Origin of the sequence: Rhizobium sp. NPDC090275 (genome assembly GCF_044772225.1) — a bacterium.
Taxonomy (GTDB): domain Bacteria; phylum Pseudomonadota; class Alphaproteobacteria; order Rhizobiales; family Rhizobiaceae; genus Rhizobium.
This window is the reverse complement of record NZ_JBIVYL010000025.1, coordinates 1-20,872: the sequence shown is the minus strand read 5'-3', so window position 1 is coordinate 20,872 and position 20,872 is coordinate 1. Positions and strand designations below refer to the sequence as shown.

At 55.9% G+C, this 20,872-nt stretch carries 19 protein-coding genes; 9 read left to right on the top strand and 10 right to left on the bottom strand.

The window, feature by feature from the left end; genetic code table 11:
- Positions 1 to 545: Mu transposase domain-containing protein (locus ACIQUB_RS31375; protein ID WP_402935906.1), on the top strand; the 545-nt coding region annotated here is incomplete at its 5' end.
- A gap of 14 nt (positions 546 to 559) precedes the next feature.
- A complete protein-coding gene (istB, locus tag ACIQUB_RS31370) occupies positions 560 to 1,315 on the top strand; it encodes an IS21-like element helper ATPase IstB (protein ID WP_402935903.1) in 756 nt (251 codons plus the stop codon).
- 553 nt (positions 1,316 to 1,868) lie between these two features.
- Here istB and ACIQUB_RS31365 read toward each other — a convergent pair.
- Positions 1,869 to 3,065 (bottom strand): DUF2252 family protein, encoded by a 1,197-nt coding sequence (locus ACIQUB_RS31365; protein ID WP_402935900.1) that lies wholly within the window; start codon positions 3,063 to 3,065, stop codon positions 1,869 to 1,871.
- Between the two features lie 1,181 nt (positions 3,066 to 4,246).
- Between ACIQUB_RS31365 and ACIQUB_RS31360 the strand changes: the two genes are divergently transcribed.
- A complete protein-coding gene (locus ACIQUB_RS31360) occupies positions 4,247 to 5,599 on the top strand; it encodes a pilus assembly protein TadG-related protein (RefSeq protein ID WP_402935897.1) in 1,353 nt (450 codons plus the stop codon).
- Between the two features lie 218 nt (positions 5,600 to 5,817).
- Here the strand turns inward: ACIQUB_RS31360 and ACIQUB_RS31355 are convergent, their stop codons facing one another.
- Positions 5,818 to 6,222: a VOC family protein gene (locus ACIQUB_RS31355; protein WP_402935894.1), complete on the bottom strand. Its 405-nt coding sequence runs from the start codon at positions 6,220 to 6,222 to the stop codon at positions 5,818 to 5,820.
- 364 nt (positions 6,223 to 6,586) lie between these two features.
- A complete protein-coding gene (locus ACIQUB_RS31350) occupies positions 6,587 to 7,717 on the bottom strand; it encodes a flavin-containing monooxygenase (RefSeq protein WP_402935891.1) in 1,131 nt (376 codons plus the stop codon).
- A gap of 138 nt (positions 7,718 to 7,855) precedes the next feature.
- Between ACIQUB_RS31350 and ACIQUB_RS31345 the strand changes: the two genes are divergently transcribed.
- Together ACIQUB_RS31345 and ACIQUB_RS31340 are read left to right on the top strand one after the other, a co-directional pair.
- A complete protein-coding gene (locus tag ACIQUB_RS31345; protein WP_113237707.1) occupies positions 7,856 to 8,896 on the top strand; it encodes a phosphatidylglycerol lysyltransferase domain-containing protein in 1,041 nt (346 codons plus the stop codon).
- Between the two features lie 245 nt (positions 8,897 to 9,141).
- On the top strand, positions 9,142 to 9,834 hold the full coding sequence (locus tag ACIQUB_RS31340) for a hypothetical protein (protein ID WP_402935886.1): 693 nt from the start codon (positions 9,142 to 9,144) through the stop codon (positions 9,832 to 9,834).
- A gap of 54 nt (positions 9,835 to 9,888) precedes the next feature.
- Here ACIQUB_RS31340 and ACIQUB_RS31335 read toward each other — a convergent pair whose 3' ends face one another.
- Positions 9,889 to 10,095 (bottom strand): hypothetical protein, encoded by a 207-nt coding sequence (locus ACIQUB_RS31335; protein WP_402935883.1) that lies wholly within the window; start codon positions 10,093 to 10,095, stop codon positions 9,889 to 9,891.
- Between the two features lies 1 nt (position 10,096).
- Positions 10,097 to 10,297 carry a hypothetical protein gene (locus tag ACIQUB_RS31330; protein WP_402935880.1) on the bottom strand — a complete coding sequence of 67 codons (201 nt, stop codon included), beginning with the start codon at positions 10,295 to 10,297 and terminating at the stop codon, positions 10,097 to 10,099.
- Positions 10,298 to 10,534: 237 nt separating this feature from the next.
- Here ACIQUB_RS31330 and ACIQUB_RS31325 point away from each other — a divergent pair, with 237 nt between their 5' ends.
- The 3 genes from ACIQUB_RS31325 (at position 10,535) to ACIQUB_RS31315 (ending at position 13,129) form a co-directional block, all read left to right on the top strand.
- Positions 10,535 to 11,020: a GXWXG domain-containing protein gene (locus tag ACIQUB_RS31325; protein ID WP_402935878.1), complete on the top strand. Its 486-nt coding sequence runs from the start codon at positions 10,535 to 10,537 to the stop codon at positions 11,018 to 11,020.
- Between the two features lie 319 nt (positions 11,021 to 11,339).
- Positions 11,340 to 11,570, top strand: a complete 231-nt coding sequence (locus ACIQUB_RS31320; RefSeq protein ID WP_113237703.1) for a hypothetical protein — start codon at positions 11,340 to 11,342, stop codon at positions 11,568 to 11,570.
- 590 nt (positions 11,571 to 12,160) lie between these two features.
- Positions 12,161 to 13,129 carry a flagellin gene (locus ACIQUB_RS31315; RefSeq protein WP_402935874.1) on the top strand — a complete coding sequence of 323 codons (969 nt, stop codon included), beginning with the start codon at positions 12,161 to 12,163 and terminating at the stop codon, positions 13,127 to 13,129.
- Positions 13,130 to 13,227: 98 nt separating this feature from the next.
- Here ACIQUB_RS31315 and ACIQUB_RS31310 read toward each other — a convergent pair whose 3' ends face one another.
- Genes ACIQUB_RS31310 through ACIQUB_RS31295 form a run of 4 tightly spaced genes read right to left on the bottom strand, consistent with a single transcriptional unit; the run spans position 13,228 to position 18,682 of the window.
- Positions 13,228 to 13,992, bottom strand: a complete 765-nt coding sequence (locus ACIQUB_RS31310; protein WP_402935871.1) for a glutamine amidotransferase — start codon at positions 13,990 to 13,992, stop codon at positions 13,228 to 13,230.
- A 52-nt stretch (positions 13,993 to 14,044) separates the two neighbouring features.
- The gene (locus tag ACIQUB_RS31305; RefSeq protein ID WP_402935868.1) at positions 14,045 to 15,052 is read right to left on the bottom strand and encodes a rhamnose ABC transporter substrate-binding protein; all 1,008 of its coding nucleotides are present in this window, start codon (positions 15,050 to 15,052) and stop codon (positions 14,045 to 14,047) included.
- A gap of 49 nt (positions 15,053 to 15,101) precedes the next feature.
- Positions 15,102 to 16,112, bottom strand: coding sequence for an ABC transporter permease (locus ACIQUB_RS31300; RefSeq protein WP_402935865.1), 1,011 nt, complete (start codon positions 16,110 to 16,112; stop codon positions 15,102 to 15,104).
- On the bottom strand, positions 16,109 to 18,682 hold the full coding sequence (locus tag ACIQUB_RS31295) for an ATP-binding cassette domain-containing protein (protein ID WP_402935862.1): 2,574 nt from the start codon (positions 18,680 to 18,682) through the stop codon (positions 16,109 to 16,111). The genes ACIQUB_RS31300 and ACIQUB_RS31295 overlap by 4 nt, the downstream gene beginning before the upstream one ends.
- A 230-nt stretch (positions 18,683 to 18,912) precedes the next feature.
- Here ACIQUB_RS31295 and ACIQUB_RS31290 point away from each other — a divergent pair, with 230 nt between their 5' ends.
- Positions 18,913 to 20,166, top strand: a complete 1,254-nt coding sequence (locus ACIQUB_RS31290; RefSeq protein WP_402935859.1) for an ROK family protein — start codon at positions 18,913 to 18,915, stop codon at positions 20,164 to 20,166.
- 58 nt (positions 20,167 to 20,224) lie between these two features.
- Here the strand turns inward: ACIQUB_RS31290 and ACIQUB_RS31285 are convergent, their stop codons facing one another.
- Positions 20,225 to 20,746 carry an anthrone oxygenase family protein gene (locus ACIQUB_RS31285; protein WP_402935856.1) on the bottom strand — a complete coding sequence of 174 codons (522 nt, stop codon included), beginning with the start codon at positions 20,744 to 20,746 and terminating at the stop codon, positions 20,225 to 20,227.
- Between the last annotated feature and the right edge of the window lie 126 nt (positions 20,747 to 20,872).

Below are 20,872 nucleotides of genomic sequence, written 5' to 3'. Positions count from 1 at the left end.
CCGAATGGAAGCTGGCGCGGGTCTTGACCGACTACCACGTCGAGTTCGAGCGCTATTTCTACTCCGTACCTCATACGCTCATCCGCCAGCAGGTTAATGTCCGGGCCACGAGCCGTACGATCGAGGTCTTTTTCAAGGGCAAGAGGATTGCGACCCACCAACGCCGGTACGGCGGTTCTCGCTACGGAACCAATCCTGACCATATGCCTAGCTCGCACCGGCGCTATGCCGAATGGTCACCTGCAAGGTTCCAGCGCTGGGGTGCTTCCATTGGGCCTCAGACCGAGGGGCTGATCATAGCTATACTGGCCAGCCGTCCTCATCCCGAACAAGGCTTTCGAACCTGCCTTGGCGTGCTGAAGCTCTACCAGGCCATTCCTACGATGCAGGCCGAAGCAGTGTCCGCCCGTGCCGTCGAGATCGGCGGACTGACTTGCAAGAGCATCAGCGCACTCATCAGCACCTATAAGGCACCACGATATTCCGCCGAACCTGCCGCTGTCGGCGAGCACGCCAATCTTCGCGGCAAAGCCTACTTTCATTAAGGAGACAATCAAGAATGCTGACCAATCCCACTTTAGACACGCTGCGGCAACTCGGCCTTTCCGGGATGGCTTCCGCCTTCCAGGAACTGGAGATTCAACCGGAGGCGAGAAGCCTCGAGCACGGCGAATGGCTCGCGATCCTGCTCGAACGGGAACAGACCTCGCGTCGCCAGAAGCGCTTCGAAGCCAGAGCCCGTGCCGCCAGGCTGCGCCATGACGCCCAGATCGAGAATACCGATTTCCGCGCAGCCCGTGGTCTCGATCGCAACCTCTTTCTCAAGCTTTCCAACTGCGACTGGATCAGACAGCGGCACTCCTTGCTACTGATCGGGCCGGCCGGCGTCGGCAAAAGTTGGTTGGCTTGCGCCCTCGGCCACAAGGCGTGCCGAGAAGATCTTGCCGTCGCCTATCACCGTGTACCACGGCTCTTTGGCGCGCTCGCCCTGGCACGAGGCGACGGTCGTTACGCAAAGATGCTCAAGAGCCTGGCCAAAACCGATCTTCTCATCCTGGACGATTGGGGGCCGGAGAAGCTCAGCGGCGAGCAACGACGCGATCTTCTTGAGATTGTCGAGGATCGCTACGAGAAGCGCTCGACCATTGTTACCAGCCAAATCCCCGTGGACCACTGGTACGATATGATTGGAAATCCCACGATCGCAGACGCTGTTTTGGATCGCCTCGTTCACAACGCCTATCGCATCGAACTTTCTGGCGAAAGCCTCCGCAACCATCGAACACTGCATGCCGATGACACAACTCAGGCTTGACCATTCCAATATTCGCCGACAATGATCAACTCAGACCCAGGGACGCTCGGCGCATCCGGCTTCGCTTCACAGACGCGTCCGGTATAATGCTGGAATGAGCGTCCGGTTAAAGATCGGAATTCCTGTCCGGTTTCATTGGAATACGCAGGATGCCGACGCTTTCGCCGAATTCATGGCGACCGTTGAGGAGGAGGGAATGGGCGCATTCGAAGATATTCCCAGAATCGTTCACTGAACCAGAATGCGGTCTGCGGTCAACTGGAAGGAGCGAAGCGCCATGGCGAAGAATGGGTTAGGCTCCGTTTTTGTCCGCCGTTGCAAGTGGACGATGCCGCCATCTTTTTTGCCCCAACGGAACCAAATGAAATTGCAACCGCGAACCCTAAATTTGCGGGCCAACCTGCGGTTTGCTTCATTCCCGCGTCACCTCGCCCATGGCACACGATCTGGCACACGCTTCCATTAGGGCCTATGAATCTTGGAATAAGAAGCGTTGCGGCCGCGGAAAAGGCGCCCAAAAGACAATCACGGGTCCCCGTCGCGATGGAAGACGTTAAGCAGGCTCTACCAAGGCATACCTGCGACAGTGCTCCAGATACGCTGCCTCATGGGTCGCGACTAAATCTACCACGCTTGCCCAAAGCCAGGACGGTGCGTCGATTTTCCGGATTGGGCCGCTTTTTAACTCGGCCAGCCAGGATTTCCTGTCGTTTGTATCCATCTGCAGTGCGTGAGCCAGCCCAACGGTGTGCGCAAGATACTCTGCAACGGTCAGTGCTTCTTCCCTCGTTAGCTTATCGATCTCGATTTTCAAATCTTGAGGCAACAGTTCGCGCACAAATATCGACTTCCCGAGAAGGTCTGTCGCCACCATCCGAGTGCCCAAGTATGGAGACAAGTTCCTCGCTCCTTCGACGACCCGCTCTGCGCTATCGACAGGCATCGCGACGTCAGTGGCCCGGGGGGCACTCGGCGCGACAGCCTCCTTGATATCCATGAGCCGGTAAACTTCGTTCTTGCCTTTGCCGATGACCAGAAGTGCCGCCACCCTGAGCCTCCCGAGTGAACTGCACCCCTTCTTCCAGAAAGCAGCATCAACAACCCTTACTTTACCACTTGTCCGAATATCGGGCAGTGCGGAGACGAGGTCCTCCACGCGCTGTTCGGCGAACATCGCATCTACAGATTCACGTTCAAAACGGGTCAGCGGCCAGAACCTTGGACCAATGGGCAGTTGTCGAACCTCGCCTTCGATCCTCTCATCAGCGAGATGTTTCCACGATCGCTTTGCCGCGTGCCGCATCAGCGATTTCACCGTTTCTGGCATCACGCTAGAAGCATTATCGGCGTCGATGAGAAAGGCCTTCGTATAGCCGTCAATCATGCGCTCGAGCATCAGCGCCGTGGTCACCCCCGGCAGGTCTGATGAACGAGCCGCCATGGCAAGAGAAAGCGCCAGCCGGATCAAGTCGTGTGCCGGGTTTCCGATGACTGTCTGATCGAGGTCGCGAATTTGGATCGCAAGTGCCCCGTCCCCATTCGCTACAGGACCAAGGTTCCCAGAGTGGCAGTCCCCGCATATCCAGATCGCAGGCCCGATCGGAATTTCAGCGCGGTCACTTTGTGAAAGCCACTCATAAAAACGCTTCGTGCTCCCGCGCACGTAGGCATGCGCCGATTCTGCCATCTTGCGATTACGTTCAAGGATCAGTGCCCGGACGCGATCTTCCGGCAATACAGTATGTCTCATGGGAATGTGCTTGACCTGCGAAGGGATTTATTGGCTGCTGTCTATAACGCGGGGTGGTTCGCGACAGTTCCGTGTAGTTGACACGGGGACACGCCGCAGCGTCAAGCGGAAAGCTGCAAGGCGGCTCCTCGGCAGCCCTCAATGGCGGGCGCGGCGCTCGCTGATGGCCACCGCGAGCATCGAACTTGCGGCATCCGCATTGCAAGGCTTCACGACACCAGAATTTACCGAGCGTCATTAGGACATGCTCCCATTCTCGCACCTGACGTGAGCCAAGGCCCATGGAGCGGGAAAGCATCGGGGTCACGCATCACGTTGGCGTTGCATTTTAGCGGTTTGTTCACCACGACTGGATCGAACCGAACGAGCTGCGATGCATATTAAGTTTCCTGTCATGTGAAGCTGTTAAGCCCTCCCTGGAAGTCACAGCAGAGAGTTGAGATGCCCCGTTACGAAGTCGAGATGTCGGACGACCGATGGGTGGTCATCGATAAAAACACGGGGCTAGCGCTCCGGGGTGATTCAGGTGAGCGGGCCACTCGGTTGGAAGCTCAAGCTCTCGCTGATTTCCGCAATGGCATCGGGATCCCGACGCAGAAGCGTGTCCATACGCGCCGTCAATCAATCCGACTTGCATGGAAAGCAATCTTAGGCGGCGGCCGTCTATAGCTGCGAGTTCATTGTGCATATCCATGTAACGGGGAAGAAGCGCTTTTGCTGGGTTGGGTCACGTTAGCTGTATCTCTTCTCCGCGCCATCGCGACAAGTGGTTTGCCGGAAGCCGACTATGGCGAGGCATGTTCAACGCGCGTTCCATTCCGAACGGGTCAACAGAGATATCTTCAATTTTCAGCGCCAAGCGTACTTCAAGCGTACTTCAAGCGTCGTTCCCATGCCACGCAGTGCCGACCTACATTGGCTGCACCAAGGAAGTCCGCCCGAAATGATCGCGCTACCTAGTCTGCTGAAAACGCTCTTGGCCCCGTTCTAGATTTCCTAGCCAAACGTCTCGGTCAATGCTTGAACGGGCAGCTTCTCAGCAAGCAAGCGAACCATTCTCGTCAAGCAACCTAAAGTATATTTACATATGCTGATATTAATATTTTAGTTCAATCTTTAAAGATTTCATGCTTGCTTAATTATTATCCACCACATTCCCCTAAAATCATGGGGGTTTCTCAGTGTTGTGGAAAGACAAGTCAGGTAACTTTGGAGTAATGACGGCGCTGCTGGTCGTCCCGTTGTTTGCATGTGCTGGACTGGCTGTCGACTTTTCTAAGGCCATGGTGAGTAAAGCCGAGCTTCAAAGCGCCGCCGATTCCGCCGTTTTGTCCGCGGTATCGATGGCAAAGACGTCAAACGACACCATGAAGGCCGAGCTGACGAAGGTTTTCAAGGGTAACCTTTCACCAGCCTTGGCCGGATCGGCGTCCGTTGAAGACATCAATATTTCCGCTGATAACTACATCACGATCAACGCGCAGAGCTCCATTCCATTGACGCTCGGGGCTTTCTTTTTTAAGGATTCCTGGCAGTTGAAGGTCGCCGCACAAGCGGTCCGGTCCGATTATCAGAAAGTCGAGGTCGCCATGGTGCTCGACAACACGTACTCGATGACAGGGCAAAAGCTTACAGACCTCAAGACCGCGGCCAACGCCCTTCTCGACGTATTCGAGAAGAGCAAGAACCCGAACGTCAGGTTCGCGCTTGTCCCGTTCTCCCGCTATGTGAATGTCGGCACCGCGAACCGCAATCAGCTTTGGCTCACGGTTCCGGACGATTATTCCACGACAAAAAATTCCTGCACCACCTCGAAGCCGGTGGTTTCAAAGTCCGGCTGCAAGACTATCACGACGACCGGCACCAACGATGGCGTGAAGACGACGTCTACCAAAGAGCAATGCGATAGTTACACCTACGGCGAACCAGTGACGTCGTGCAGTGACAAGACCAGCACCTACACGTGGACTGGATGCGTGGGGTCACGAAACAGCCCGCTTGACGTCAGCGATACGGAGCCAACACTTCGCTACACAGGACTACTCAATACAAGCTGTGGGTCAGCGGTGGTTCCACTGACGACGAACTATTCAACCCTACGGACCGCCATTTCGAAGATGGTCGCGAACAATGAAACCTACATTCCCGCCGGCGTCTTGTGGGGCTGGAATATGCTGTCGCCGACGCAACCCTTCACAGAGGGAGAGCCGAAGGCAACTGGCATCAGCAAGTTCTTGATCATCATGACAGATGGCACCAATACTCTGTCGCCGAATAAATCGAACTACATGCTTCACACAGGGACCGACACAGGCAAGGCCGACAGCCTCATGACGACTGTATGTAGCAATGCGAAAAACGCAGGCCTGACAATCTATACTGTTGCTGTCGGTGTCAGCGGATCGACTGCGGAAGGGCTTGCCACATGTGCGAACGACAATGGCAAGGCTTTTAACATTGAAGACTCGGCCAAGCTGGTGGAGGTCTTCAAAAAGATTGCCGGACAGATTTTGACGCCTAGGCTTACTATGTGACTGCCGCATCGAGGCGAAAGTTGATCCAACTAAGGCGCAGCTTGGCCAAGGCCACGATATTAACGGACGGTTTGACGTTCTGACAGGTGGTGGTCATGAGCGAAGACATCGGGCAGGCTCTAAGGCGGGCTGCCCTTGTGGAGTTGCCGAACTTAAAGCGACGTGCCTCAGCGTGCGCGTTGAGCCTTATTGATCTTGCACGGAAGGCAGCAAGCGAATCACGAACGAATTGTGACCACATCGCTGGCAGATCGGGTCTGCGGACCATGGTAAACCGCCTCGATGTTGTTTCCGCTTGGGTCCAGTAGAAAGGAGGCGTAGTAGCCCGAGTGGTAGGGACGCTCCCCTGGAGGCCCGTTGTCTCGCCCCCCGCTTGCAACTCCAGCAGCATGGAAACGCTGAACTGCAGCACGATCCTCAGCTTGAAAGGCGAGATGAATTCGGCTCTCGTAGTCATCTGACCTGTCTACATAAAGCTCGTCCGAGCAGAAATACCCGTCGCCCTTGCTGGTAATCCGCCTCCCCAGGGCCCCAAGGACAGCTTCATAAAATGCTTGGGACTCAGCAAACTTTCTAGTTCTGATGTGGACATGGTCTATCAATCGACCGAGATGCTGTTCCATGACATTGCTCCACCCAATCAGCCTACTGGCCTGTCTTTAGAAACTGTAAACGCCGGTGTGCGGCGACAAAATACAATGGGCTGACCTCATGCAGGCTTTAATCTTGTAACGGACCTGCGAGAACCTTGAGGTCTCGGCATGTTCAAGGCGAGATCGCCATCTTCGTTTCGGGCCGCACAGCTCTGCTTCTTGCTCCAAGGCTCATTCCATCAATGTAAAACGGTATATTTATGTCAGTAGTCACGGCTCTCATACCGTGATTTCCACTTGCTAGCATCCTCCACCATTCCTCTCACGAAATTTTTAGTTGCCGACCTCTTAGCGGATGTTTCATGGGCCTTTGAAGCCAGCAGCGGGCATTTCGTCAACGCGCCGAGATCACCCTAGCAATATCGCGGCCTTCTTTTCCCGCGTTGTGAAAATAGCTCACCAGCCCAGGCGTCATGCCGGCGAAGAAAAGACCGGGAATTGAGCTGCCACTGCCGTTGCCACGGCGAACGGGATTTCCCACTGCGTCAACCACGCCTAGACCGCCAAGCAAGCTTTCAAGGCCAGCGGAGTACCCAGTAGCAGAAATGATGATATCGGGCTCGATTAGCGTCCCATCACGAAGTTTAACGTACTTACCGTCGATGCGGGATACCGGGGAAACGACGATTGTTTTTCCCTCTTTGATCGATCTGATCGCACCGTCATCGACAGGAATCGCGATCTGCTCGTTAAGCAACCTGGTGGCTGCGCCGCTCGTTGCCATTGGAAAGCCTAGTTCTGAGACATTGCCAAAGGCCATCCTCTGAATCAGGTTTATCGCTAAGTCAGACAGGACCGCCGGGAAGATGTTCATGAGAGGCGAGAAACGATGGACTGCCAGGCCGTTAAAGCGCTTGGGCAGGATCGCCGACCCAGACCGGACGGATAGCCATATTCGCGTTCCCGGGACCCGGGCCAGGTGGTTGACGATATCGAATCCTGAGTTCCCGCCTCCAATCACGAGCACGCGCTTACCGGCATAGCCAGTGGCCTCACCAAATGCCGACGAATGGTTCTTCTGTCCCGAAAAAGTGTCGAAGCCATCGATGGCTGGTTCGACCGGACGTCTGTCGCGTCCGGTAGCGACAATCACGTTCCTGGCAAAGACCGTCTCTTCCATCGTCTGTACAGAAAACACGCCATCTTGCGCAACGGAAACAACTTCCACGCCGTTTCGCACGCGGAATTCGTGTTTTCGCGCAAAGTCGCCGAGATGGCGCGCGACGTCATCCCGCCTCGGAAACGCTGGGGTCTTGTCGGGATAGGTAAAGCCCGGCATGTGCGAGACACTGCGGTGGGTGTTCAAAGAGAGGTGGGGATGTCGGCTTCGCCACGTGTCGCCCACAGACACCCCCTGATCCAGCAGGAGCGGACTTATTCCTCTCCTGACCAGCTGATATGCGACTGACAGACCTGAGAGGCCGGCACCGATAATGACTGCCTTTTCGGGATTCGATCTTTCCATGGGTGGACCATGGGCAAAACAATGCCGGATGGCAACACCTGCCGACGAACCTTACACAAGCGCTCGCCAAATCGTGCTTTTCGCTGTGCCATCTTCGCAAACCATGTGCAAGTGTCCCATGCAGGTGGGGAATCATAGATGCCAAAGATCAGACGGATTTTCGATAGCTTTATGGAGCGTCGGATCGCGCACATCCCCGCGCTCGAAGCTACCTCGGATCAAAAGCTCGCCCTTTGTCGCCAACATGGAGACTTCGCTGTTGCCTATTCCACCGCTGTCCAGGCAAACCTCAAGTACTTTGGGGATGATACAGGTTATTTGGCATACGCGACAAAAATGGGACACGCATTCGTCCTTGGCGATCCAGTCGCACCGAAGGCCGAGCGGGAGCGGTACATTCGCCAGTTCATCGAGGCTGCAGCGAGCCCGTGTTTCGTCCAGGTCAGCAAAGAGACCGCAGCCGTCCTATCTACCCTCGGTTATCGCGTCAATCACATGGGTGTGGATACCCATATTACGTTTGACCGACACAGCTTTTCCGGCAAACGGAACGAGACGGTGCGATACTCGGAGCGCTGGCTGATAAAGCAGGGTTACGCGATCATCGAGTGCGATGGCACGAAGACACAAGCGGACCAGATCAAGTCAATTTCCGACAGCTGGCGATCGGGCCGCATCGTCAGCCGTCGCGAAATGTGTTTTTTGAACCGGCCTTTCTTTCCGGACCTGTCGCCCCACATGCGACGCTTTTTAATCCTCAGCCCAGAAGGGGCTGCCATCGCACTTTTGGATTTCGACCCCATCTTCGAAGGTGGCATTGTGACGGGCTACACCGCGGCCTTCAAACGAAAGCTTCCCGGCACCACCCCGCATGCAGAAATCGGCTTGACGAAATTCGCGGCGGACAGGTTTCGAGAAGAAGGCCGCGCACGCGTAACGCTCGGCCTGTCTCCTCTTGCTGCCATTTCGGCCAGCGGGTTCACAGAGAGCCGCATATGGCGTGGACTTTTCCAACGGGCGTTTCAGTCGGAGAGGGTGAATGCCCACATCTTCAATTTGAAAGGCCAAGCCGCGTTCAAACGCCGCTTTCATGGCGATGAAATTCCCACCTATATCGCTTCTAAACGGAGAACCCCTTTGGAGATCGTAGCCCTTCTGAGGTTGCTGAAGACCCTCTAAGCTCCGGAGAACGTTTGAAGCCGCTTCCGGCGCCCAGGGAAGCTGGGAAGGTAGGAAAATCCTGCCTCATCGACCTTCGACCAGATCGGCAGGCACGTGCTGGACGATTACAGGTTGTGGAGCTTTTGCCGACGCTTCGCGCCTGACCTAGATGGTCTGCAAAGGAGCATGATCGAGCGATATAGCCTACCGGAACATTCAGCTTCGACAGCCGTTGGCTGCTTACCAGACACAGGAGGAGCATGATGACCAACATCTACAATGAAGGCGTGCCAACCGCTGCCAGAGGCCTCGCCAAGAGCACACTCACCGCGTTTTTCGACAGCCGAAGCGATGCCGAGGCGGCCATCGACAAGCTAAAGTCGGCCGGTGTTTCCGACGTTCGCCTGATGCCAGGATACGAAGCCAACGGTGACGGCCCTGCGGCCGCGGCAGAAAAAACAGGATTCTGGTCCGGTCTTAGCGACTGGTTCTTCCCGGACGAAGATCGCGATGTCTACGCGGAAGGTCTCCGCCGCGGTGGTTTTCTCGTTTCCGTTTCCGTTGACCAGGCGCGCTACGAGGAGGCGCATGACATCCTCGATGCTGAAGGTTCGATCGACATGGACGAGCGTGCGGATCGTTGGCGAGAGGAAGGCTGGACGACGGGAAGCAACCAGCAGGCCAGCGCGTCGAAGGAGGACGTCTTCCAGGCTGACGAGGCTGCCGTGAGCGCTACAGGCGTTGGACGCTACGCGAGAAGCTCGCAGGCGACGTCGCCGCGCGTGCGTGCGTACGATCTGGTCGGAAACCTTCCCGACGATATGGTAGACGACGTTGTCCCGACGGGGCATCAGCGCGACGTGTCCGAAGGGGATCGCCCCCTGGACGAACGGGCCTTTCAGGAGCAATCTATTGACGACCTGCGACAAAGCCAGATGCTGCCTGGCAGCCGCTGAGCGACCGAGGCAATCCGGAGCCGCGCCTGATCGCGCGGCTCAACTCGATGGATGCTATCGCATTTGTCCTTCGTTTTCATCCGCCGGATCATAATTTATGTCCCAATCCTTGACGGGCTTCTTCCCTGGCGGCGTCTTGTGTTCGGTCGCATCTTCCGACCCGGTTATCACTGTCGGCTTGGCACTGTGGACGCCGCTCGATCTTCTATCCGCTACCGACTTGGCAAACTGTCCTTTGGCATCCTTTTCAACATCTGACATCTCACTCACCCTTTTGCTTGCGGCCATCCGAGACCTTTTTCACCTCGGGATCGCCATTGGTTTCGCCGTTGGCGTCCTTCGCCCGGTCCGGGTCGTCCTTAGCAGGCAGGTAGCCCGGTGGTATATTCTCTTGCGGGCCTTCCCATCTTGGCGACTGGTCGGTGGTGCCTGGCACACCGTCCTTCGGCTTGTCTATACCCATGATCGATTCTCCTCTTGATTTAGATTAACCTTGAGAGTGCGCCGTTGTTCCTTGGGCGGTTGCGGGAACCAACTTGAACGTTCGACATTTGTTTTTTTGGCGCGCTCCGTGTCGATCGGACGCAACAGGGATGACGAACATCGCGGTTTTTTCCGATTTCTCGCGATGGCCAATGGAACGGCAGACGAGCGACCACCTGCTCGGCTTCGCCCTCACCTATCAACAGTAGGAATTGCCATGTCGGGAGGCCTGCAGTCTGACAAGATCGCCTGGTTTGCCTCGCTGCCCCCCGTCATGCCGGCCGAGTTGATTGGCGTGTGGTGCGGCGAAGGAATTCCATCGGGACATCCGTTAGATGGCGTGCTGGAAAACCTGCAGTGGTTTGGCAAGAAATTTCACCCCGATTTCAGGGCGGACGCGCTGTTATTTCAATGGCGTCCGGGACGCCTCGTACCCGCCGAGCCGTCCTTTTTCCCGATCCGGACCGTGATCCATTTGAGCAAGCTTGTGCGCGCCCGCGACACCACCGCCTTTGTCACACTAAGGTCGTTCGGTGAAGATCAGACGGCGGCCATGGTCTACGACCGGCAGCCGATCGCCGACTTCTTTCGGCGGGTCGGAGACGACGAAATTGCTGGCATGATGGTCGTCGAAGGCGACCAGCGGCGGTATTTCTTTCGGCTTCGACGCGTGGATGCTTCAGATGAGAAGGCCAGACCTTGAGCGGTGCGACACTGGAAACGCCGATGGGCGCGGTTTGGCGGACGGACGAAGCGCCCGACCTCAAGCGCCATATGGCAAGATGACGACGCAGTACGCGAACTGGTATCACGAATGCGTTCGCTTGGGCCGTTGCATGAAGCGTGGCGCAATCGAGAGGGCTTTCAATCTTCTGTTGGGGTGCCGCGCTCTTCGCATCGATGTGTATCGGTATATTGCAACACGGGTAGAAACGGGGCGGCCCTAAAACTGGCAAACGCCCTCTAGCGTGTGGGAACCGCTGCGGCAGCTGCGAGTTCCCTTTTTCAAAAGGAGAACACAAATGACATCGAATACCATTCCGAGTTCGGCAAAGTTTCCTCCGAAGTCCCTCAATGAAGACACCCAAGATGACGAGCTTCCCGAAAGCAATATCGACGACCGGCGCGCTCCACCGGTCAACATGGGTGGTAGTCGCGAGGCCGGCGATGACATAACCGATGCCGACCCTGAAACAGGTCGCGCTGACGCAAGGGGCCATATCCCGGCTCCTCAGACCGCGAACCGAGACTGAAGGCGATGAACGAACGCCAAGAACATTTGAACACTGACGAGCTGCAGGCGGACGACGAGATTTCGCCTCGGCCGTCTGATGGCGAAAGCAGAAATGGGCGCAAGACCATTTCCCATGCCACGAACGATGAAGCGGAAGACACCACACGGGCCCCGCGAGCGGCCAATTCCGACTAGGTAAGAGAGGTATCCAAAATCAAGACCGGCCTGCACGGCGCGCCTGCTTGCGCCATCACCTCCGCAGCTCAATCGCTGTCTCCAACGATGTCATCGTTTATGATAATAGCGTGATGGCGCTGCCATCATCAGTTTTGACCCTCCCTTGCATACCTTCTTCCTCCAAGGCGCCAAGGGTGGGTGTAAGGAAAACTGTCCCAGGACGCTGCTGGAAGAGTTCCCGTGTGTGGACGTCAGTGTACGAGACGCTCTCGGTGCAGGCTATGAGCAAGCTACAAATTTGAAACTTTTCATGATTTTTTGCTTAATCAGGTAGGAATACGTTAAGCAACTAACCGCGATAAGATTCACCGCAAAGGTGCATGAAGCATCATCCTTCCCCGCAAGATTTCAATTTTTTCATCAGGGCTTCGGATGTCATCCATCATTACGAACACGTCTGCCACTATTGCTCTCCAAACACTTAGAAAAGCTGGGGCCGACCTTACCGGCACGCAGCAAAGGCTTTCAACCGGCCTACGTGTTGACCAAGCCGCCGACAACGCAGCCTATTGGTCGATCGCCACAACAATGCGCTCGGACAACAAGGCGCTTTCCGCTGCCAGCGACGCCCTCGGCCTGGGCGCCGCCATGGTCGACACTGCCTACTCGGGAATGAGCCAGGCGATCGACGTCATGTCAGATATCAAGGCGAAGTTCGTTGCTGCTACCGAAAGCGGCGTTGACAAGGTTAAGGTCAACGATGAGCTAATACAACTTAAGCAACAGCTACGCAGTATCGCCGTTTCCGCATCGTTCTCCGGGCACAACTGGCTGTACATGAACTCCGACGAAGACAACGTCGACCGTTCCATCGCCGCTGGGTTTACTCGTGACGAAGATGGCGGGGTCGCAGTCCAAACGATTTCCTACGAGCTATATTCCCTATGGGACACGCCCGACGTTTCCTTTCTGATCGACGATGAGAGCGGGGACTCCGGGATCATAACAAATTCGGCTTTTGCCGACAGGCTTGGGACCACAAGCGATTGGGTCCTGTTCAACGGTGCGAGGCACCAATCCCATCGCGAAATGGCCTTGTCGGCAGACACGACAGACGCCGAGATCCAGGAGATGCTGCTCGTCGCGGAAGCAATGACGTCAAAGATGGTCCAGGTGGGCTCCCGTCTAGGATCGCTATCATCACGCATAAGCATGCAAGCGGACTTCGCTGCTGACCTCCAGGACGCGCTGTCTTCTGGTGTTGGGCGGTTGGTGGACGCAGATATGGAACAAGAGTCGTCAAAACTAACTGCTAAACAGACGCAGCAGCAGCTAGCGATCCAATCACTTTCGATCGCAAATAGCTCGCCCAGAAGTCTTCTCAGTCTATTCGGCCAATAACGCTTAGAAGGCCTCGCAATTGCGACGATGGACCGTTCGCCCTCCAGTAAGCCAATCCTTGAGAGCAGCTCGCGTGATGAATTCCCGTTCCGAGCGCCTCAAGACCTCGATCGAAGCCACCGAACCATGTTGACCATCAGCAAATCATAGCCCTCCCAGGCCATGAAATCGCTTGATAGCCAATGAGGTCCAATGTCTGTCATCCATGCGAGTGTTCTACCGGCGCCGTATTCGCGCACACTGAGCAGAGGAAACTGCGCTTGCCGGTGGTTGCACGCAACCAAGGTTTGTGATGACGGATCGGTCCTTTGAATGACACGGTTCATTCCGAGCACATAGGGCATGGTGGTGGTTAGTCCCGCCAACACGGGATGATCCGTGTTCAAGGTCACCGGATCGAGACCCTCAGGAGCTTCTAGACCATCCGGAGTATACTGAATCTGGACACGAAGACAGTCTTCTATAGGGGTCCCGTGAAACATCGCGGCTCCATCGATCCCTTGGAAACTGGTGTAGCCACCAGCCATCATTAATGCGCCGCCCGCCTCAACCCATTTTCGAAGAAGCTCAAGGCGATTGACCGAACGCTTACCTGCGCGAGTTTCGGGCGTGTAAAGGAGCGACAAAGCACCGACATCTGAGAGGATAACGGCGGAATAGTTAGACAGTGCCTCTAGCGACTTCGGGAAATCTGCTTCACAACGCTCACCGCCAATTTGCGTGACCTCAATACCGTGGTCGGCAAGCGCTTGAATAAAGCGCGTCGCGCCATTGGAGTAGCGGGAAGACGCACCTACCTCATGCCCCTTTGAGGCGAGAGACGTCACATGGAAAGTTTCACCTGCGAGTAAGACCGGTTTCATGGTTCCGTTTCCTGGGGTGGATGGGCAACGCCGACAGCGTTGCCCGAAAGATTTAGAACTTGAATTCTTCTACGTTCGCAGGAGTTACGATCTTCGCTGGTCCAAGAAGAACCTCACCCTTCGGCCCAACCTTGAAATCGCCAAGTCGACCAGCTTTGAAGGTTTCGCCTTCTTTACCGGTTAACTTGCACTCGGCGACCGCTTGGGCTGCGTAATAGGTCAGGTACCCAAGGTCTTTAACATTCCACCAGATATCCTGGACGGAACCGTTCTGGATGTACTTCTTGATCAGGGTCGCGGGAGCCAGACCAGTCAGTTTGATTTTGCCCAGGAGGCCAGCCTGATCCATAGCGCGAGCGGCGGCCGGTAGGCCAATACCGGCGGGAATGATGATGCCTTTCAGGTTCGGAAAGGCCTGCGCAAGTCCAAGAGCCTGCTGCTGGTTGACCTGCTCGCTTTCTTGTCCGTAGGCGACCTGAACAAGCTTCATTTTCGAGTATTTTGACTCCAAGGCCATCTTCTTCTTCATGAAGTCGATCCAGGCATTCTGGTTGGTAGCTGTTGGGGTCGAAGAGAGAATTGCGAACTCTCCCTCGTAATTGATAAGCTGCCCCATGGATTCCAGCATCATCTCAGCGAGGCTGTCGCCTGCCGCTTGATTGAGAAAGACTGCTCGAGCGTTCGTCGCAACGTCAGAGTCGTATGAGACGACTTTCACACCCTGCTTCTGCGCCCGACGCAACGCTGGAGCAACGGCGTTAGAATCGTTTGCCGAAATCGCTATCACGCCGACCTTCTGCGAAACGAGATTATTGATGAAGTCGATCTGGGCTTCAGCGGTTGCTTGCGACGGAGCCTGCTTGATCGCTTTGCCGCCAACTTCGCCCGCCGCTTCTTCAGCGCCGGTCTGAGCTACCTGGAAGTAGGGGTCGGTGTCGAGCTTCGGAAGAAAGCCGACAGTCACAGGGGCTTTCGCGCACTCTTCGGCCGCCCTTGCCGCCGCAACGCCTACCGAGAGTGTCGTCGCAAGAAGCATTGATGTCAGAATAGCTATTCTCATTGATTTTCTCCTCCAAAGGTCCGGCTTCGATGACAAACGAGGCGCCGGGCTACTCGTTTGTTTTGCGTTGAAAGTAGCGCATCCGGACGCCCGCGAAGATGCGCTCGGCCGCGTTACTGATGAGAAGCGAGACGATCAGAAGTAGGCCGATGACAGTCCCCTGTGCGTCGCCGCCGATCTGTAGAAGGCCCAACACATTGCGAAGCGTTGCAAACAAAAGCAGTGCCCAGAGCACGCCAGTCAGTTTTCCCTTGCCACCGAAAACACTGATGCCCCCGAGCAGCGCGATTGTGATAACGTCAAGTTCAATCCCAAGGGCGTTGTTTGCTCTGGCATTCGCAAGGCGTGCAGCGTAGACCATGCCAGCCCCAGCACAAACGACCCCTGACGTGACGAATAAGCCGAACACCGTTCGGGCCAAACCAATCCCGGAGTACCTTGCCGCTTCCGGGCTCCCGCCTATGGCGTATATTCGGCGTCCAAGCGGCATCCGTTGCAGAGCAACTGCAAACATCGGCGCAAGGAAAATAAAGGGTACGATTGTCCAGGGAATAGGGGTTGCGCCAACGGTATCGATGCCGAAATCTAGGAAGCTATCTGGGAAATCGTTGATCGAGTCGGAGCCGAGAAGGATGTAACCTACACCTCGGTAAAGCGCCATCGTTCCCAAAGTGACGACGAGAGACGGAAGACCCAACCTTGTCACCAGGATTCCATTGAACGCCCCACACACCGCGCCAGCTATAAGCGTAAGCGGTATAGCGAGGGAAAGTGGAATTCCCGCTTGGACTAAGAGGCCGAAGACCACACTCGTCAGCGCCAAAATGCTTCCAACAGAAAGGTCGATTTCCCGTGCGATGATAAGGAACACCATCGGCAAGACGATCAGTGCACGTTCCGATATGCCCGCGACGGCCTGCGAAATATTGAAGGGCGATGCAAAGTTTGGCACTGCGAACACGGCATATAGGATCACCGCGATGGTGATGGCTGCGAGAAAATTATCCCAGTTGCCAATCCGCGCGACAAAGTCTGTCGTTTGCTTGGGCTTAGATGTCATCGCTTTGCTCCTCCAGCGGATGCGCGACGAGCGACATAGGCATCGATCGCGATAGCTGCGAGAATGACCAACCCGTACACGCCTTGAAGCCAGAGCGGGTCAATTCGAACCAAGGTCAGGCCATTATTGATGACAAGCAGGAGCAGTGCCCCGGCTGCCACACCGAGAATGGTTCCCGAGCCACCCCGCACTGCTACCCCCCCTACCACCACGGCAGCGATGACCGTCAGCTCAAAGCCATATGCAACTCGCGCGTCAACAGTTGCGTAGCGTGAGGCCCACAGTGCGCCGTCAAAGCCAGCCAACAACCCAGCAGCGCCGAAAGCCAGAAGGATCCGCGACCTAGCTGGAATTCCGACCAGCCGAGCTCCGTCAGGATTAGACCCGATCGCGTAAAGCTCACGGCCAAGCGTCGTGTATCGAAGGAAATATGCAGCGACCGAGAGGGTAACGATTGCAATGAGAATAATAGCGGGGGCGCCAAGGACATTTGCGCTCGTCATATCCAGCCAAGCTTGTGGCACCTGGTCAGCGCTGACTTGGGTACCTCCGGCCCAGAGGCTGTTAAGCCCCCGGAAAATCGACATCGTGCCAAGCGTTACAACAATCGCGGGAACTCGACCGTAAGTGATGATTACGCCGTTTAGCAATCCGGCGGTCAGTCCAATTCCACCGGCCAGCAACACTCCGCCGATCACTCCGATTTCCGGATGCGAGTGCAGCGTGGACGCCGCGCCGTAGGCCGCGAGCCCAATAATTGCGGCGACCGACAAATCTATGCCTCGGGTCACAAGAACGAGCATCTGGGCGACGGCGACGATCATCAGCAATCCAGCATCCATTGCCAGCGCCGAAAGGTTCGATCCGCTTAACATTCGAACATTTATGAGCGAGATCGGCACAATCACGGCCAGCATCGCCGCAAGGAGCCCGAACTCACGGCGAGCGAAGACCTTCCTTATAGGGCTCTGGTCGGGCAATTCCACTGTTTGCCCATCAAGAGGATGTGCTGGCTTTGGAACGACCTGTCCGTCGACCTCGCGCACAATGGCGTCCGTGGCGGCCTCAATGATCTTTTCCTGCGTCGCATCCGACCTGTCAAAATGAGCCGAGGCTTTACCCTCGCGAAGGACGATCATTCGATCGGCCATGCCAAGCAACTCTGGAAGCTCCGACGAGATCAGAATGATGGCCATTCCCTGGTTTGCAAGGTCTGCCATCATTTCGTGGACACCAGCTTTGGACTGCACGTCGATGCCCTGGGTCGGCTCGTCCAAAATGAGCACGCGTGGCTTGGTTGCCAGCCACTTTGACAATACGACCTTCTGTTGGTTTCCGCCAGACAGAGAACTGACCGGTTGGTCGTATGAGCTGAAGCGGAGACGAAGCCGGTCCAGTGACGGCTCGGCCAGCTGAAGCTCCTTCGTTCGCGACATCAAACCATTTCGAGTTGCATCACCGAGTACGGTCAGGCAAGCGTTGTTCAATATGGAAAAGTCCATGACGAGGCTTTGGCCAAGCCGGTCCTCGGAAACGTAGGCGATGCCTTGGTCCATTGCATCGCGTGGAGATGAGAACTTAACCTCCTCACCATCCAAAACAATTGTCCCTGTTGTGGGCTGATCGATCCCGAACAACACCCGAGCGATCTCTGTGCGCCCGCTACCGACAAGACCACCAAACCCCAGGATTTCACCGCCGCGCAGCTGGAACGAGATGTTCTCAAACACCCCTTCAAGCGACAAGTCTTGGACCTCAAGGACGACATTACCAGGTACGTTGGTGTGACGCGGATAGAGGTTCTCCAGAGCACGACCGACCATCATTTGGATCGCACGTTCTCTGGACAGGTTTGCCGTCAACTCGGTTCCGACTAACCGGCCGTCTCTCAAAACGGTTATCCGATCTGCGACGCGATAAATCTCATCCATTCGATGGCCGACAAACATAATGGCCACGCCCTGCTTCTTCAGCTGCTCGACCACCGAAAACAGCCGTTCAACCTCTCTCTGAGAGAGAGCCGCGGTCGGCTCGTCCATGATAAGAACACGGGCATTCAGCGATAGCGCCCGAGCCACCTCGACCAATTGCTGTTCTGAGGTCCGAAGCTTGCCCAAGGGCATGCTCACGTCGGCGTTGAGACCAACGGTCTTCAAAAGGCGCCTAGCCTCAGACTGCATCCCGGCGTGATCGAGCTTCCATTTCGTCCCTGTCTGGCCGATGAAGATATTCTCCGCGATGCTAAGATCGGGAAACAGGCCAGGATGCTGATGCATCACGGCGATGCCAGCGTGCTGTGCTTCTAGCGGTGAGGTGAGGCGAATTGGCTGATCGCCAATAATGACCGCACCATTGTCGGGACGATAAACTCCGGCGAGCAACTTCACACAGGTGCTCTTGCCTGCACCATTTTCTCCCAGAAGCGCCAGAACCTCCCCTGCCCTTAGCTCGACTGTCACATCAGACACAGCGACAGTTCCACCAAAAACCTTCGTCACGTTCGACAGCGTCGCGACAACATCGTTGCTAGCCGGAACGGCACCGGGCGAAATGTAAGCAGCATCAGGCATGGTGATTGATCCCAATTGCTGCGGAGCATTTGGCTCCGCACGACGCTGCATAGTTCATTTGGGAGCCTCCTCACCCGAAACCAACCGCCACTGCACGCGATTAATTAAAGCAGTTTACTATAATTTATCTTGCGGCTCGTCAAGCGGGGTAATATTCATGGTTTTGACAATCAACGAGGGCCGCGTAAAAGAGCGGAACCTTAGGGTTACGTGGAGATAGGAGCGAGGGGATGGCGGGAAAGGGAAGCAATTCTGTTCAACTTCGCCACTATAACGAGCGTGTGGTGTTAGATGCGGTCCGTCGTTTCGGAGAGGCATCAAAGGCAGAGATCGCCCGGTTCGCTCATCTCACCCCACCAGCTGTCGCGGGCATCGTCGATTCTCTCGTTGCTGCGGGCTACCTGAGCGAAAACGGAAAGCGGTTCGGCGAGCGGGGCCAGCCTTCCGCTCTCTATAGACTGGCTGACGACGGTGCGTATGCAATAGGAGTTCACATCGGTCGCCGCGCGATGGATGCCATCTTGATAAACTTTTCTGGTGGCACTGTGGCGTTCGAAACTCATGAGTACGACCACCCCGATCCAAAGAGCATTAGAGATCTCGGGGAGGGCACGATTTCTCGATTTAAGAGTCTGTTAGGAGAGGAAAAATTGACCCGCCTTGTGGGCATTGGAATCTCCGCACCTTACTTCATAGGCGGTTGGGATGCGGAGTTGGGCTTTCCATCCGACGTTCAGATGGCTTGGCGCAACTTTGATCTGAGGTCGCATTTCTCAGAAACCTTAGGTTTGCCGGTCTTCATCGAAAACGACGCGTCAGCCGCGGCTGTGGCTGAGCTGGTTTACGGCTTAGGTAAAGAGTTTTCCGATTTCCTGCACGTCTCATTGACAACATTTGTCGGTGCAGGCCTCGTCCTCGATGGCACGCTACAAACGGGGCCAAACGGAAACACGGCAGCCTACGGCCCGTTCCCCGTCACACATTCGAGCTTAAATTCGGTTCCCAAACCAGCCGGCAGGTTCGAGGTGCTGCTTCATCGCGCCTCTATCTACACGTTGGTTCACCATTTGCGGCATAACGGATTCCCGATAATCAGGGTACGTGATCTCGATCCCATGCCAGAGGCGGCGCGCCTGCTCGTTGCAGAGTGGCAGGATGATTGCGCAGATGCTCTCGCGCAGGCGATTATCGGAACCATTGCTGTCGTCGACCTTGAGACCGTCGTCATAGATGGGCTGCTGCCAGAGCCACTGCTTTTAGACACGGTTGAGCGAATGAGGCTGCGTTTCTCGGAAATGTTACCGCCTGGACTTATTCCACCGAAGATTACTGCAGGCGCACTTGGCGCTCGTGGATCCGCCCTCGGCGCGAGCCTACTTCCCATTTATTCGATGTTCGGACCGGACACGGGTGTGCTCATGAAAAAGGGCCTGGATAAGAAGCCGCTTATGATTGGGTCAGAATATGGGCGGCGCAGCAGCTAACTCCAATGTTACAAAGCTGCGCTCAACTGGTCTCGCCGATTTGGCCTTGGTCACCCCGTTATGCACAGAAGCGCCCTACAATCGTCAGCGCGAAGGCAATAATGGCAAAGGTCGTTCGAACCAAGTTCCAGGCTCGCCAACGATGACGTAGCGCAGACCAATCGTGTGGGTGCGCAGATGCCGACCACCCGGCGAAGACCTTATTGAGCGGCAAGTGAATACGCCCGGTGATCACGCCAGCAAAAAACAGACTTAGAGCGGCGCACACCTGCTCGACTTGACCTCCGCTGAGCACAGCGCCAACCAGAACGACAACAAGGGTAACACCGAAGAAGACCGGCATTACTGGTCCGTAGACGGCGTCCTTGGCCTGGTTGTAGGAGATCCATGCCGTCGCATCCATTTTTCGCGCAGCATGCTCCATCATCGCGGAGCCAACAAAGACGCCAGCCAATATGCCCGTCAGAAACTCGACACATGCAGGAAACGGGCACATTGTTTCAGGTTCCTTTTCGTTGGCAGCCGGCACCAAACCCGGCCGTCGGCGCTTCGTGATGGTCTGCACGCTTTGATGCTGCATGATTTACCAGCTAGCTTCTCCTGCAAAAAACACTAGGCTCAGGACTCGTTAAATCAAATCCAGAAGATGACAATGGCTGCGATGCATATGGTTGAGAAGAAGGTGTGGGCGCAGCGATCGTATCTG

What these genes read in the sequence shown, in the direction of transcription:
- ACIQUB_RS31355 (WP_402935894.1), bottom strand. Translation starts at nt 6,222, where the DNA reads ATGGAACAGCATCTCGGTCGATTGATAGACCATGTCCACATCAGAACT.
- ACIQUB_RS31320 (WP_113237703.1), top strand. Translation starts at nt 11,340, where the DNA reads ATGACATCGAATACCATTCCGAGTTCGGCAAAGTTTCCTCCGAAGTCC.
- ACIQUB_RS31290 (WP_402935859.1), top strand. Translation starts at nt 18,913, where the DNA reads ATGGCGGGAAAGGGAAGCAATTCTGTTCAACTTCGCCACTATAACGAG.
- ACIQUB_RS31350 (WP_402935891.1), bottom strand. Translation starts at nt 7,717, where the DNA reads ATGGAAAGATCGAATCCCGAAAAGGCAGTCATTATCGGTGCCGGCCTC.
- ACIQUB_RS31325 (WP_402935878.1), top strand. Translation starts at nt 10,535, where the DNA reads ATGTCGGGAGGCCTGCAGTCTGACAAGATCGCCTGGTTTGCCTCGCTG.
- istB (WP_402935903.1), top strand. Translation starts at nt 560, where the DNA reads ATGCTGACCAATCCCACTTTAGACACGCTGCGGCAACTCGGCCTTTCC.
- ACIQUB_RS31330 (WP_402935880.1), bottom strand. Translation starts at nt 10,297, where the DNA reads ATGGGTATAGACAAGCCGAAGGACGGTGTGCCAGGCACCACCGACCAG.
- ACIQUB_RS31345 (WP_113237707.1), top strand. Translation starts at nt 7,856, where the DNA reads ATGCCAAAGATCAGACGGATTTTCGATAGCTTTATGGAGCGTCGGATC.
- ACIQUB_RS31305 (WP_402935868.1), bottom strand. Translation starts at nt 15,052, where the DNA reads ATGAGAATAGCTATTCTGACATCAATGCTTCTTGCGACGACACTCTCG.
- ACIQUB_RS31365 (WP_402935900.1), bottom strand. Translation starts at nt 3,065, where the DNA reads ATGAGACATACTGTATTGCCGGAAGATCGCGTCCGGGCACTGATCCTT.
- ACIQUB_RS31310 (WP_402935871.1), bottom strand. Translation starts at nt 13,992, where the DNA reads ATGAAACCGGTCTTACTCGCAGGTGAAACTTTCCATGTGACGTCTCTC.
- ACIQUB_RS31295 (WP_402935862.1), bottom strand. Translation starts at nt 18,682, where the DNA reads ATGCCTGATGCTGCTTACATTTCGCCCGGTGCCGTTCCGGCTAGCAAC.
- ACIQUB_RS31285 (WP_402935856.1), bottom strand. Translation starts at nt 20,746, where the DNA reads ATGCAGCATCAAAGCGTGCAGACCATCACGAAGCGCCGACGGCCGGGT.
- ACIQUB_RS31340 (WP_402935886.1), top strand. Translation starts at nt 9,142, where the DNA reads ATGACCAACATCTACAATGAAGGCGTGCCAACCGCTGCCAGAGGCCTC.
- ACIQUB_RS31315 (WP_402935874.1), top strand. Translation starts at nt 12,161, where the DNA reads ATGTCATCCATCATTACGAACACGTCTGCCACTATTGCTCTCCAAACA.
- ACIQUB_RS31335 (WP_402935883.1), bottom strand. Translation starts at nt 10,095, where the DNA reads ATGTCAGATGTTGAAAAGGATGCCAAAGGACAGTTTGCCAAGTCGGTA.
- ACIQUB_RS31300 (WP_402935865.1), bottom strand. Translation starts at nt 16,112, where the DNA reads ATGACATCTAAGCCCAAGCAAACGACAGACTTTGTCGCGCGGATTGGC.